This window comes from Kitasatospora sp. NPDC057738, assembly GCF_042798815.1.
GTDB classification, from domain to species: domain Bacteria; phylum Actinomycetota; class Actinomycetes; order Streptomycetales; family Streptomycetaceae; genus Kitasatospora; species Kitasatospora lactacystinica.
Window position 1 is genome coordinate 2,806 of record NZ_JBHVJT010000020.1, and the last position, 12,759, is coordinate 15,564.

The 12,759-nt window shown below is 73.2% G+C and carries 11 protein-coding genes; 3 read left to right on the forward strand and 8 right to left on the reverse strand.

What is annotated here, in order from left to right:
* Positions 1-187 precede the first annotated feature (187 nt).
* The 8 genes from ACFVGO_RS13475 to ACFVGO_RS13510 form a co-directional block, all read right to left on the reverse strand.
* A complete protein-coding gene (locus tag ACFVGO_RS13475) occupies positions 188-1,135 on the reverse strand; it encodes an ABC transporter substrate-binding protein (RefSeq protein ID WP_359900466.1) in 948 nt (315 codons plus the stop codon).
* Between the two features lie 45 nt (positions 1,136-1,180).
* On the reverse strand, positions 1,181-1,858 hold the full coding sequence (locus ACFVGO_RS13480) for an ABC transporter permease (RefSeq protein ID WP_359900468.1): 678 nt from the start codon (positions 1,856-1,858) through the stop codon (positions 1,181-1,183).
* Positions 1,855-2,526, reverse strand: coding sequence for an ABC transporter permease (locus ACFVGO_RS13485; protein ID WP_359900470.1), 672 nt, complete (start codon positions 2,524-2,526; stop codon positions 1,855-1,857). Before ACFVGO_RS13485 ends, ACFVGO_RS13480 begins: the two co-directional genes overlap by 4 nt.
* Entirely contained in the window at positions 2,513-3,727 is a 1,215-nt protein-coding gene (locus tag ACFVGO_RS13490; RefSeq protein ID WP_380631841.1) for an ABC transporter ATP-binding protein, read from the reverse strand. The genes ACFVGO_RS13485 and ACFVGO_RS13490 overlap by 14 nt, the downstream gene beginning before the upstream one ends.
* Positions 3,728-3,941: 214 nt before the next feature.
* Positions 3,942-4,328 carry a rhodanese-like domain-containing protein gene (locus ACFVGO_RS13495; RefSeq protein ID WP_359900474.1) on the reverse strand — a complete coding sequence of 129 codons (387 nt, stop codon included), beginning with the start codon at positions 4,326-4,328 and terminating at the stop codon, positions 3,942-3,944.
* Positions 4,322-5,026 (reverse strand): cysteine dioxygenase, encoded by a 705-nt coding sequence (locus ACFVGO_RS13500; RefSeq protein WP_380631843.1) that lies wholly within the window; start codon positions 5,024-5,026, stop codon positions 4,322-4,324. Before ACFVGO_RS13500 ends, ACFVGO_RS13495 begins: the two co-directional genes overlap by 7 nt.
* Before the next feature lie 196 nt (positions 5,027-5,222).
* Positions 5,223-5,300 carry a putative leader peptide gene (locus ACFVGO_RS13505; RefSeq protein WP_107086570.1) on the reverse strand — a complete coding sequence of 26 codons (78 nt, stop codon included), beginning with the start codon at positions 5,298-5,300 and terminating at the stop codon, positions 5,223-5,225.
* A gap of 162 nt (positions 5,301-5,462) precedes the next feature.
* The gene (locus ACFVGO_RS13510) at positions 5,463-8,702 is read right to left on the reverse strand and encodes a hypothetical protein (RefSeq protein WP_380631845.1); all 3,240 of its coding nucleotides are present in this window, start codon (positions 8,700-8,702) and stop codon (positions 5,463-5,465) included.
* Between the two features lie 432 nt (positions 8,703-9,134).
* On the opposite strand from ACFVGO_RS13510, the gene ACFVGO_RS13515 reads away from it, so the two are divergent.
* The 3 genes from ACFVGO_RS13515 to ACFVGO_RS13525 all read left to right on the forward strand — a co-directional run bounded on the left by ACFVGO_RS13515 (position 9,135) and on the right by ACFVGO_RS13525 (position 12,606).
* Complete coding sequence (locus ACFVGO_RS13515; RefSeq protein ID WP_359900480.1) at positions 9,135-9,977, forward strand: nitrilase-related carbon-nitrogen hydrolase; 843 nt, start codon at positions 9,135-9,137, stop codon at positions 9,975-9,977.
* 11 nt (positions 9,978-9,988) lie between these two features.
* On the forward strand, positions 9,989-11,437 hold the full coding sequence (gene hydA, locus ACFVGO_RS13520; protein ID WP_359900481.1) for a dihydropyrimidinase: 1,449 nt from the start codon (positions 9,989-9,991) through the stop codon (positions 11,435-11,437).
* 155 nt (positions 11,438-11,592) lie between these two features.
* On the forward strand, positions 11,593-12,606 hold the full coding sequence (locus ACFVGO_RS13525; protein ID WP_380631848.1) for a TIGR03842 family LLM class F420-dependent oxidoreductase: 1,014 nt from the start codon (positions 11,593-11,595) through the stop codon (positions 12,604-12,606).
* The last annotated feature ends 153 nt before the right edge of the window (positions 12,607-12,759 follow it).

The following is a 12,759-nucleotide window of genomic DNA, read 5'->3' on the forward strand; positions in this document are numbered from 1 at the left end:
GTTGGGGGGGGAGGTTCTTGTGGGTCCGCCGCGTTCATGATCCGCGGGCGTCCGCGGGCGTCCGCAGGTATCCGCGGGCGTCCGCGGGCGTCAGCAGGTATCCGCGGGCGTCCGCGGGCGTCAGCAGGTATCCACGAGCGTCCGCGCGCATGCACGGGCGTCCGGGGGCGTCCGCGCCGGACCGCCGTCAGCCGAGCCCGTTGGACTTCAGCCAGTCCTTGGCGACCGCCGACGGGTCCTCCTTGTCCACCGAAACGCGCTTCATCAGAGCCACCAGCCCGGCGGTGTCGAGCTTGGCCGACACCGCGTTGAGCGCCGCCGTCGCGGTCGCGTCCACGCCCGCCTTGTAGACCAGCGGGGTGACGTTCTGCGCGCCGAAGATGTTCTTCGGATCGGCCAGCGGGACGAGCTTGTACTGAGCGATCTTCGGGTCGGTGGTGAACACGTTGCCGACCTGGATGTTGCCGTCCTTGAGCGCGTTCGCGGTGGTGTCGGCGGTGGGCTTCCACTCCTTGAAGGTCAGTCCGTAGACGTCCTTGAGCTGCTGCTCGCGACGGTTCTTGAACTCCGGCGGCCCGCCGATGGTGAACTCGCCGGCCTTGGCGGCGAGGTCGGCGATGCTCTTGAGGTTGTCCTTGTCGGCCGTCTCCTGGGTGACGCTGAGCGAGTCCTTGTCCTCGGCCGGGGACGATTCGAGGAGGCCCAGCGAGGCGGGCAGCGTCGTGGTGAGCGCCGTGTTCACGTCCTGGGTGGTGGCGGCGGTGGACTTGGGGTCCAGGTAGGCGAGCAGCGAGCCGTTGTACTCCGGCAGGACGGTCAGGTTGCCGCTCTGCAGCTGTCCGTAGAGCACCTCGCGGCTGCCGATGTTGAACTTCTCCTGGACCTTGACGCCCTTGGCCTTGAGCGCCTGCGAGTAGATCGACCCGAGCAGGACGTTCTCCGGGAAGTTGGCCGAGCCGACCACGACCGTCGACCCTGAGCCGCCTGAGCCACCCGAGCCGCCTGCCGGGGCCGAGGCGCTCGACCCCCCGCCGAGCGGGTCCCCGCCGGAGGATCCGCAGGCGGTGGCGCCGAGGGCGAGCGCGGCGAGGGTGCCGAGGACGACGGCGCGACGGCTTCGGTTGATTGTCGACATGATGACAAATGTCCTTCCGGAACGGGAGGTGAGGGGAGACGGACGTCAGTGGGGCCGCTGCTGGGCGCGCACCCCGGGCGGGAGCGCGAACCGGGCGAGCAGGGCGAAGAACAGCTGGGCGGCGACCGCGAGCAGCACCACCAGCAGCGCGCCGCCCACGGTCACGGCGTACTGGCGGGTCGCCAGCCCGTCGATGACGTAGCGGCCGAGGCCGCCCAGACCGACGTAGGCGGCCACCGTGGCGGTCGCGATCACCTGCACGGTCGCCGTGCGGAAGCCGGCCAGCAGGGTCGGCGCGGCCGAGGGCAGGCAGACCTGCCGCAGCACCTGGGGGTGGGTCAGCCCGATGCCGCGGGCGGCGTCCCGGACGTCCGGGTCGGTGCCGCGCACCCCCTCGACGGCGGCCACCAGCAACGGCGGCGCGGCGAGGGCGACCAGCGGGATCAGCACGGCGGTGTCGCCGACCCCGGCGAGCAGCACGGCCAGCGTCACCAGGCCGAGGGTGGGCAGGGCGCGGGCGGCGCCCGCGAACGCGGTCACCACGGTGACGCCGCGCCCGGTGTAGCCGATCAACAGCCCGAGCGGGACGGCGAGCAGCGTCGCGCACAGCAGGGCCTCGCCGGAGAGCAGCAGGTGCTCGGCGACCCGGTGCGCGATCGAGTCCGGCCCGCTGAGGTGGTCCGGGGCGGTGAAGAAGTCGCCCAGCCAGTTCAGCCAGTTCACGAGCCGGCTCCCTTCTCCCGGACGGCCCAGGGCGCGAGCAGCCGCCGGGCGGTGACCAGCAGCAGGTCGACGGCCAGTGCCAGGACGGCGATCAGCGCGATGCCGGCCACGATCGGGGTCGGGAAGGTGCGCTGGAAGCCGTCGACGAACAGGTAGCCGAGCCCGCCGCGGCCGACCAGCGCACCCACGCTCGCCAGCGAGATGCTGGACACCGCGGCGACCCGCAGTCCGGCGATCAGGTACGGCACGGCGGCGGGCAGCTCGACCGAGGTCAGCCGGTGCCACGGCCCGTACCCCATCGCGGTCGCGGCCTGCCGGACGGCGTCCGGGACGGCGCGCAGTCCGTCCACGGTGGTCGGCAGCAGCACGGCGAGGGCGTAGAAGGTGAGCGGGATCATCACGGTCGCCTGGGTGGCGAGGCCGGTGTACGGGATCAGCACCACGAACACGGCCAGCGAGGGCAGCGCGTAGACGATGTTGAACACGGCGGACAGCGGCTGGTACAGCCGGGGGTAGCGGGCGCAGGCCAGGCCGAGCGGGACGGCCAGCAGCAGGCCGATGAGCACGGGGACGAGGGCGATCACGGCGTGGTCGGCGAGCAGGTGGCCGAGGTAGCCGAGGTGATCGCCGATCCAGTACCAGCGGACGATCGGTTCATCGTCCACCATCGGCTCCGTCCGTGCCGTCCGTGCCGTCCGTGCCGTCCGTGCCGTCCGTGCCGTCCGTGCCGTCCGTGAGGCCGGTGCCGCCCGTGCCGCCCGTGTCGCTCGCGTGGCTTCCGGCGATCGGGGACTTGTCGATGCGGACGGGGGCATCGGCGGGCGGCGAGCCGGAGGCGTCGGGCCGCAGCGCGGCGAGGACGGCCTCGCGGCTCGCGGTGCCGGTGACCCGGCCGTCGGCGTCCAGCGCCACGGCGACCCCGGCGGGGGAGAGGACGGCGGCGTCCAGCGCGGTGCGCAGGGTGTCGGTGTCCGGGTGGAAGCCGGCCGTCGGCTGGAGTTCGGCGACGACGGCGTCGCGGTCGATCCAGCCGATCGGACGGCGCTCGTCGTCCAGGGCCAACTCCCAGCCCCCGTAGCGGAGCCCGTCGCCCACCGGGCGGAGCTCGACGGCCCGGGCGGAGCGCAGGCCGAGGCCGCGCAGGCCCCGGTCGCGTCCGAGGAAGGCGGCCACGCCCTCGTCGGCGGGGGTGGTGAGCAGGGTGTGCGGGTCGGCCAGCTGGGCGATCCGTCCGCGCTCGCGGAGCACCACCACCTGGTCGCCGAGCCGGACGGCCTCCTCGATGTCATGGGTGACGAACAGCACCGTCTTGTGCAGCTCGGACTGGAGCCGCAGCAACTCCTCCTGGAGCCCGGCCCGTACCACCGGGTCGACCGCGCTGAACGGTTCGTCCATCAGCAGCACCGGCGGGTCGGCGGCCAGCGCCCGCGCCACGCCGACCCGCTGCTGCTGGCCGCCGGACAGCTGGAACGGGTACCGCTTGGCGGTCTCCGGTGCGAGTCCGACCAGTTCGAGCAGTTCGGCGGCGCGGGCGCGGGCCTTCTTGCGGTCCCAGCCGAGCAGGTAGGGGACGGTGGCGATGTTGTCGATCACCTTGCGGTGCGGGAAGAGCCCGGCCTGCTGGATCACGTACCCGATGCCACGGCGCAGCTTGGCGGGTTCCAGCTTCGCGACGTCCGTGTCGTCCAGCAGGACCCGGCCCGAGGTGGGCTCGACCATTCGGTTGACCATGCGCAGCAGGGTGGTCTTTCCGCAGCCGGACGGGCCGACCAGGACGGTTATCCGACCGGTCGGGACCTCCAGGTCCAGGCCCTCGACCGCGACGGTGCCGTCGGGGTGGCGCTTTCCGGCGCCCTCGAATCTGATCACGTGGGAGTTTCCTCGTCAGGGCGCCCCGGGGAGGCGGCGCCTGGGTCGTTCGGTCGTTCGGTCGGGTCGTTCGGTGACGGCGGTTTCAAGCGCCCGGGCGTACTTCCGCCCGCGTGGCTGCCCAGCTTTGGACCGGCGGAAACTCTGATCAGACTATGACCTGCATCATCTCCTGTCCTTGATTTACCGCCCGGCACGCGGTGTGACCGCGACCTCAGCCGCCCTGACGGGTCGGCAGACCGGAGGCCGCCCAGCCCACGAAACCGCCGTCCAGGTCGGTCGCCCGGTGCAGCCCCAGCTCGCGCAGGGAAGCGGCGGCCAGGCTGGAGGCGTAGCCCTCGGAGCAGACCACGATCACCTCGACGTCGTAGCCCGAGGCCTCGGGGATCCGGTGACTGCCCGTCGGATCGAGCCGCCACTCCAACACATTGCGCTCGATGATCAGCGAGCCGGGGATCTCCCCCTCGGCCGCCCGCTGCGCCGCCGGACGGATGTCCACCAGCAGCGCGCCGTCCAACTGGGCCTGGTAGGCCTCGCGGGCGCGCGGCCGGTGCACGCCCTGCCGGGCCCGCTCCACCAGGTCGTCGATCGTGGTCACCATTGTTCCGGTCCTTCCTCGGAGGTGCGGACGAGCCCGCCGGCCCGCAGGTCGTAGTGCGCCATCGAGCTCAGCGGCGGCGAGTAGGCGTGCAGGGTGACGGCAGGGCCGACGGCGGTGTTGCGCACGTCGTGCACGTACTCGGGGCCGAAGGCGCGGGCGGTGCCGGCCGGGATCCGCCGGATCAGCAGGCCCTGCTCCGGGCCGCCGAGGGACAGCTCCTCCAACTCGCCGAGGGCGACGGTGAAGGCGCCGCGCGAGCCGCCGTGGTCGTGGAAGCCGGTGGACTGGCCGGGCAGCCAACTGATCAGCCACACCTCGTGGTCCTCGTCGGCCGCCAGGCGGCGGTACCAGCGCTCCTCGGTGGAGAGGCGGACGTGGTGGATCCACTCGTCGGGCCGCTCGGCCAGCTCGCGGACGATGGTCCGCAGGGTGCTGGGGGTGAGCGGCGCGGGGGTGTCCCCGGCGGGCGGCGGCGGTGGTGGTGGCTCGGGGGCGCTCGCCGGGCTCGCGGAGCCGGCGGCGGTGGTTGTGCCGACGGTGTCGGCGGTGGTGATGCCGGCGGTGGTGATGGCAACGGCGTCGGCGTCGGCGTCGGCGTCGGTGCCGGTGGCGGTGCGGGTGTCGGAGCCGGTGTCGATGTCGGCTTCGGGGCCGGTGGTCGGGCGGGTGCGGCGGCTGATGCTCGGGCTCGGGCTCATGGGGCGTCCTCGGGTGCGGCGGGAACGTCGGCGGGAAGCGCCCGGCGTCCGGTGGCGTCGGACGGGCGCGGGCCGACGGAGCGGCTCGGCACGAACGGGTGCGCCGGGGCGGGGCAGGAGTCAGAACTGCGGGTGCGGGTGCGCGGCGCGGGACCTGGCGGACGTCACAGGGCGGGACCGGCGGGGGAGAGCAAGGTCAACAGGCACAGATGGAACTCGCCTGGCGTCGCAGATCGACGTGCAGGCGGCAGACCAGAGTGGCGCCGGAGTCCATGCGCCGGATCTTTCCCGAGCGAACCGGACGAAGTCAAGCCGAGCCGACGGCCCGCCGCCGTCCGTTGCCGGTGCCGGGCGGACCCGTCGGCCGCCGGTCGGACCGTCCTTCGAGCACTTCTCGACCGTCCTTCTCGACCGTCCCTCGTCCACTCCTCGGCCTCTATTCCTCGACCAGGTGGCGCGGAACCGGTGGACCCGTGGCGGGCGGCGCCGACGCGGTGTCGCCCGTCGGTTGCGCGGGCACCGACCCGCCGGCGCCCGGCGCCGGTCCGGCCAGTGCCTGGTCGGCCAGTGCCTGTTCGACCAGGGGCGCGGCCTGCTCGCCCAGGTGGCGGCCGAGTGTCTGGTAGGCGTCGAACTGCTGGTGGTCGAACCACTGGTCGCTGGTGCGGTCGTTCGGGAAGGCCCGGTTCGCCATCGCGTAGGCGTGCAGCTCGTACGGCATGTCGGGGGTCAGCACCGCCTGGAGGAGGACCAGCCGGCCGTGCCGGACTGCCCCGGGCCCCTCGTCCAGGTCCGGGTAGTGGATGTCCCCGGTGATCACCGCCCGGGCCGAGAGCCGGGCGGACAGCTGTGCCGCGAGCCCGCGCAAGGGAGGCCGGCGGCCCGCGCGGCCGTTCGTGCGGTCCTTCGCGCCGTCGTCCGCGCGATGGTCCGCGCCGTCGTCCGCACCGCCGCCCCCGGCGGGTCGGTCGGTGGGCCGGTCGGCGGCGCTGCCGGGGATCAGCAGTTCGGGCTCGTGCAGGGTGATGACGACGCCCAGCTCCTCGCGGGCCAGGGTGATCGCGGCGGCCAGCTTGACGGCGTAGCCCGCGTCCCCGCTGGCGTCGATGCAGACCGCCGTGCCCACCCGGTGCCGCAGCAGCTCGACCAGCCCGAGGTTCTCGTAGTGGCCGCCGTCGGTGGTGAGCAGGAAGCGGTCGTCGGCCGGGAACCGCCCGATCAGCTCCCGCAGTTGGTACGGGAGGCGGCGGACGGCCGGCTGCGCGGGGCGGCGCCAGTCCGGTGGGCCGGACCAGTCCGGGCCGAGCACCGCCGGGTTGGGCAGCCATGTGCCGAGGCGGGCGTTGGTCACCGCGAAGAGCCGCTGGTGGACCCGGGATTCCCGTCCCATCGCGGAGGAGAAGGCGGCGCCGGACACGGCCATCGCCGACTGCACGGTGAGGTCCCGGGCGATGTGCGGACGGGTGCGCCGCTCCAGCAGGTCGGTGCGCGCGTACCCGATGTCCGGACCGCCCACGTAGTCGTACGAGAGCGAGAAGGAGACTGCCGGACGACCCGGTGGCGTACGGGAGTTGCCCGACAGGTTGGCCGCCGCCGAGAAGATCACCTGGGGGAAGTCGGGGCGCCGGGCGCCATAGTGGCTCAGCCAGGTCTGCTCCCGGAAGAAGTGGTACGGGCGGGCCACCGACCCGCCGCTCTCGGTGGCGCGCCGGACCGCGAACGCCGAGGCCAGTCGCAACCGGTAGAAAGGGTGCAGGCTCATCCAGGTCTGGTCGAGGTTCAGCCCGACCGCGCCGAGCAGCAGCGGCAGCAGCACCTGGACGGCGGTCGGCCAGGCGTACCCGGTGGCGACCGCCCAGCCGAGGGCCAGCAGCGCACCGGCCGTCAGCGCCAGGAGGGCGGACCACACCACGAGGGTCCGGGGCAGGCCGGCGGCACGACCGTCGCGGGGACGGCCCGCGCCGTGACCGGTGCCGCCGTCCGCCGTGCCCGGTGGGGTGGCACCCCGGCCGGGCGACCGGCGGTCGCGCCAGAGTATGCCGAGCAGCAGCGCCAGGTAGCTGAGCGCCACGGTCAGGCCGAGACCCGCGCCGGTCAGCTGCGGCCCGGCCGCCAGCGCCTGCTGCAGCCGCACCGCGCCCCAGGCCAGCTCCGGCACCGCCAGTACCCCGACGGCCAGCAGGGCGGCCAGCCCGAGGAGGCCGAGGTTGGCCCGGCGCAGGGCGCGCGGCAGCACCGTCTGCCAGCCGAGCGACGGGAAGGCCAGCAGCCAGAGCAGCCAGCACCCGGCGGCCGTGGCCAGCAGCACGCCGAGGGCGGCGAGCGCGGGCACCCGGAACTCCAACGGGCCGGGTACGGCATCGGTGTGGCGCAGCCCGGCGGCCGCCAGCTGGCTCAGGTCGGTGAGCGGCACGGCCCGGTAGCAGCGGCTGAGCCCGAGGCCGAGCGTCAGGACGGCGGCCAGCAGCAGGGTGAGCGCGGACAGGACGCCACGCAGCAGCGTCCCGAGGGCGACCAGCCACTCGCCGGCGCCGTCGGCGACGTACTTGCCGTGCCGGCGGAGGTGGTCCTCCTCGGGGGAGCCGGGTTCCATCACGGTGTCGGCCGTCAGGCCCGAGGCGGCGTGCACGGGACTGCCGGGTGCCGAGTCGCTGAGCGCGAGCTGGAGCGCGCCGACGGTGTAGCCACCGCCCGAGACGGAGACGAGGTAGCGGGCCCGTTTCAGCCAGGGCCGCAGCGACTGGAGCGCGCCGAGGGTGACGCAGGCCGAGCGGATGCCGCCGCCGGAGGCGCAGAAGCCGAGTTCGGCGGGTTCGCGGCCGGGCGGCACCCGGGCGGCGTCGCGCCAGCGGGCGTGCCGGACCGGGGTGTCCCGGGCGCCCGGCGGGCCGTGGGCGTCCGGAGACGCGGCGGCGGCCGGTGGGGCGCCGTGCCGGGTGGCGATCGGCCAGGGCGGGATCAGCGCCGGGCGCTCGGGGGAGTCGGTGCCGTGGGCCTTCGCGCTCGCCCGCGCCGGTCGGAGCCCGCGTACGGCGCGGGTGGCGGTCACCACCAGGAGTCCTGCCGCGACCGCCCCGGCGGGCAGGAGCAGCAGCCATTTGACGGTGGCGAGCGCGGTGGCGGCGGCGAAGGGGGTGTCGGAGGGGGTGCCGGAGCCGCCCGCGCCGGGGCGGAGGCCGTCGAGCCCCGCGCGCAGCAACGCGTCCTCGCCGAGGTCGCAGCAGGCCGCCAGCAGTCCGGCGCCGCCGACCGCGAGCGCCGGCAGCCGTCGGCGTGCCGGTCCGAGCAGGTACCCACCGAGCAGTGCGGTGGCGAGCAGCGTCAGCGCGTAGCCGCCGATCAGCCAGCCGTCGGCGCGCAGTGCGGCCAGGTGGTCCGCGACGCGTCCCCCGACCACCGCCTCGGCGGCCGCACGGGAACCGGCCAGTTGGAGGGCGACGTCCTGTACCTGCGGTGCCAGGTGCCGGAACAGCAGCCCGCCGAGGACGACCGGGACCAGTGCGCCGAGGGCGAGCAGCAGGCCGGCCCAGGCGGGCAGTGCGGGCGACCGAGCCGCGGGGCTTCCGCCCGCCGCCGTACCGGCCGGAACCGTGCCTCCGGCCGCGCCTCCCGCCTCGCCTCCCGCGGTGCCTGCTGCTCCCGCACTTTCCGCCGTTTCCGCCGCGGAATTCCGCACCACCGTCATCGTCACCCCCGCTCGGTCGCCTCGATCCCCCGTGACCGAGCCGTCGAACTCGTATGAAACCAGCGAGGACTGACGGTCCATCGCGATCCACAGCGAAGTTCACGCGGCTCTTACCCGGCCATCGCCATGTGCGCACCCCGGGCGTTCGGTTTCACTCGAACGAGTAAGGAGGCGACTCTCGGGGTAGATCGTCTTTTCATCGCACCCGGGACCACCCGCGTGTCCGCGCAACAAGATCTCCCCAGACGCGTTTCCGTCAACGTATTGTCAGGCCACCGAGGCCGGGCCTACCGTCTACAGATCGCTTTCTACGCACGTAGACCCTGTGGTTCCCCGAGCGGAACCGCGGGTCAGACCCGCCCCGTCAACCCTCAGACCGCGGGCCCGACCGCACGGCCGGACCGCGGAGTTGCGGAGGTACCCATGTCGCAGATCGTCCGTGCCGCGCTCGTCCAGACCCGCTGGACCGGCGACCAGGAGAGCATGATCGCGCTCCACGAGCGGTACGCCCGCGAGGCCGCCGCCCAGGGCGCGAAGATCATCGGCTTCCAGGAGGTCTTCAACTCCCCGTACTTCTGTCAGGTCCAGGAGGCCGAGCACTACCGCTGGGCCGAGGCCGTTCCCGACGGCCCGACCGTGCGCCGGATGCGGGAACTCGCCCGCGAACTCGGGCTGGTGATGGTCGTCCCGGTCTACGAGGAGGAGCAGCCCGGCGTCTACTACAACACCGCCGCCGTCATCGACGCCGACGGCAGTTACCTCGGCAAGTACCGCAAGCACCACATCCCGCAGGTCAAGGGCTTCTGGGAGAAGTACTACTTCAAGCCCGGCAACCTCGGCTGGCCCGTGTTCGACACCGCCGTCGGCAAGGTCGGCGTGTACATCTGCTACGACCGCCACTTCCCCGAGGGCTGGCGCGCCCTGGGCCTGGCCGGCGCGCAGATCGTCTACAACCCCTCGGCCACCAGCCGCGGCCTGTCCGCCTACCTCTGGCAGCTCGAACAACCCGCCGCCGCCGTCGCCAACGAGTACTTCGTCGCCGCGATCAACCGCGTCGGCACCGAGGAGTACGGCGACAACGACTTCTACGGCACCTCCTACTTCGTGGACCCGCGCGGCCAGTTCGTCGGCGACGTCGCCTCCGACAAGGAGGAGGAACTCGTCGTCCGCGACCTCGACCTCGGCCTGATCGAGCAGGTCCGCCAGCAGTGGGCGTTCTACCGCGACCGCAGGCCCGACGCCTACGGACCGCTCGCCGAGGCGTGAGGAGCAGCGCGATGACCACCAACGACGTGCGGGCCGCCCGCGACCCGCACCAGCGCACCGTCGTCCGCGGCGGCCTCGTCATCACCGCGACCGAGGAGGTCCACGCCGACGTCCTGATCGAGGGCGAGCGCATCGCCGCCCTCGCCGCCACCGGCAGCTCCGCCGCCGGGGCCTGGACCGCCGACACCGTCATCGACGCCACCGGCCACTACGTCATCCCGGGCGGCGTCGACGCCCACACCCACATGGAACTGCCGTTCGGCGGCACCGCGGCCTCCGACACCTTCGAGACCGGCACCCGGGCCGCCGCCTGGGGCGGCACCACCACCATCGTGGACTTCGCCGTCCAGCCGGTCGGCGGCTCGCTGCGCGAGGGCCTGGACGCCTGGCACGCCAAGGCCGAGGGCAACTGCGCGATCGACTACGCCTTCCACACCATCGTCTCCGACGTCAACGACGCCGTGCTGAAGGAGATGGACGCCCTCGTGGACTCCGGCGAGTCCACCTCCTTCAAGCTCTTCATGGCCTACCCCGGCGTCTTCTACAGCGACGACGGCCGCATCCTGCGCGCCATGCAGCGCGGCGCCGCCAACGGCGGGCTGATCATGATGCACGCGGAGAACGGCATCGCCATCGACGTCCTGGTCGAGCAGGCGCTCGCCGCCGGGAGGACCGCCCCCCGCTACCACGGCGAGGTCCGCCGCGAACTGCTGGAGGCGGAGGCCACCCACCGGGCGATCAAGCTCGCCCAGGTGGCCGGCAGCCCGCTCTACGTGGTGCACGTCTCCGCCGCCGCCGCGCTCGCCGAAATCGCCCAGGCCAGGGACACCGGCCTCAACGTCTTCGGCGAGACCTGCCCGCAGTACCTCTTCCTCTCCACCGACAACCTCGCCGAGGAGGGCGCCGACGGCTTCGAGGGCGCCAAGTACGTGTGCAGCACGCCGCTCAGGCCGCGCGAACACCAGGAGGCGCTCTGGCGCGGGCTGCGCACCAACGACCTCCAGGTGGTCTCCACCGACCACTGCCCGTTCTGCTTCGTCGGCCAGAAGGAGCTGGGCCGGGGCGACTTCTCGAAGATCCCCAACGGCCTGCCCGGCGTCGAGAACCGGATGGACCTGCTCCACCAGGCCGTGGTGGACGGGCACATCAGCCGGCGCCGCTGGGTCGAGATCGCCTGCACCACCCCGGCCCGGATGTTCGGCCTGCACCCGCGCAAGGGCACGATCGCCCCGGGCGCCGACGCCGACCTGGTGGTCTACGACCCCACCGCGGTGCAGACCGTCTCCGCCGCGACCCACCACATGAACGTGGACTACTCGGCCTACGAGGGCCGCCGACTCACCGGCCGGGCAAGGACGGTGATGTCGCGCGGCACCGTCGTGCTGGACGACGGCGCCTGGCTCGGCCGGGCCGGCCACGGCGCCTTCCTGCGCCGGGACACCTGCCAGTACCTGGTCTGAGCCCTCTCCCGCTTCCCGCCCCTCCCGCCGTGCGGCGTCACCTGGCGCCGCCTGCTCGCCGTTCCACCGCTCGCCGTCCGACCGCTGTCCGCCCGCCGCTCCGATCCGGTCGGTGGCCGGTCGGCGGCGGGCAGAACCCTTACCTGGAGCCCTCCATGGACATCGGCCTCGTCCTTCAGACCGACCCGCCCGCCCGGCTGCTCATCGACCGGATGATCCGCGCCGAGCAGGCCGGTTTCAGCCACGGCTGGACCTTCGACTCCTGCGTGCTGTGGCAGGAGCCCTTCGTCATCTACAGCCGGATCCTCGCCGAGACCGAGCGGATGACCGTCGGCCCGATGGTCACCAACCCCGGAACCCGCACCTGGGAGGTGACCGCCTCCACCTTCGCCACGCTCAACGACATGTACGGCAACCGGACCGTCTGCGGCATCGGCCGCGGCGACTCCGCCATGCGGGTCGCCGGACGACGCCCCGCCACCCTCGCCCGGCTCTCCGAAGCCATGCACGCCATCAAGGAGTTGGCCGAGGGGCGCACCGCCGAGGTGGACGGAACCGAGATGCACCTGCCGTGGGTTCGCTCCGGCGCGTCGCTGCCGATCTGGATGGGGGCTTACGGCCCGAAGGCACTGAACCTGACGGGCCGTCAGGCCGACGGTTTCATCCTGCAGCTGGCCGATCCGTACCTCACCGAGTTCATGATCAAGGCGGTACGGGCCGCCGCCGTCGAGGCCGGCCGGGATCCGGGCTCGGTCACCGTCTGCGTCGCCGCCCCGGCCTACGTCACCGCCGACGACTCGCCCGAGGCGCTCGCCCACGCCCGGGAGCAGTGCCGCTGGTTCGGCGGGATGGTGGGCAACCACGTGGCCGACCTGGTCAGCCACTACGGCGAGCACTCCGACCTGGTGCCGGAGGCGCTCACCGAGTACATCAAGGGCCGGCAGGGCTACGACTACAGCCACCACGGGCGGGCCGGGAACCCGGACACGGCCTTCGTCCCGGACGAGATCGTCGACCGCTTCTGCCTGATCGGCCCGCCGGAGGCACACCGGGCCCGGCTGGCGGAGCTCCGCTCGCTCGGCGTCGACCAGTTCGCCGTCTACGCCATGCACGACGCCATCGAGGCCACCATCGACGCGTACGGGACGGACGTCATCCCGCACCTGTGACGCCGGCCCGCGCAGTTCCGTGTGAAGTCCTGCCCGTGCCGTCGATCGTGACCATCCTGTGCGCCTGTCTGTGAACCCGGCCGTGAAGCCGACCGTGTACCTGCCTGTGAACCCGGCCGTGTACCTGCCCGTGAAGCTGCCTGTGAACCCGCC

Excerpts from the sequence above, each read along its gene's own strand:
- ACFVGO_RS13475 (WP_359900466.1), bottom strand. The coding sequence starts at position 1,135 with ATGTCGACAATCAACCGAAGCCGTCGCGCCGTCGTCCTCGGCACCCTC.
- ACFVGO_RS13485 (WP_359900470.1), bottom strand. The coding sequence starts at position 2,526 with ATGGTGGACGATGAACCGATCGTCCGCTGGTACTGGATCGGCGATCAC.
- ACFVGO_RS13495 (WP_359900474.1), bottom strand. The coding sequence starts at position 4,328 with ATGGTGACCACGATCGACGACCTGGTGGAGCGGGCCCGGCAGGGCGTG.
- ACFVGO_RS13500 (WP_380631843.1), bottom strand. The coding sequence starts at position 5,026 with ATGAGCCCGAGCCCGAGCATCAGCCGCCGCACCCGCCCGACCACCGGC.
- ACFVGO_RS13505 (WP_107086570.1), bottom strand. The coding sequence starts at position 5,300 with ATGGACTCCGGCGCCACTCTGGTCTGCCGCCTGCACGTCGATCTGCGA.
- ACFVGO_RS13515 (WP_359900480.1), top strand. The coding sequence starts at position 9,135 with ATGTCGCAGATCGTCCGTGCCGCGCTCGTCCAGACCCGCTGGACCGGC.
- hydA (WP_359900481.1), top strand. The coding sequence starts at position 9,989 with ATGACCACCAACGACGTGCGGGCCGCCCGCGACCCGCACCAGCGCACC.
- ACFVGO_RS13525 (WP_380631848.1), top strand. The coding sequence starts at position 11,593 with ATGGACATCGGCCTCGTCCTTCAGACCGACCCGCCCGCCCGGCTGCTC.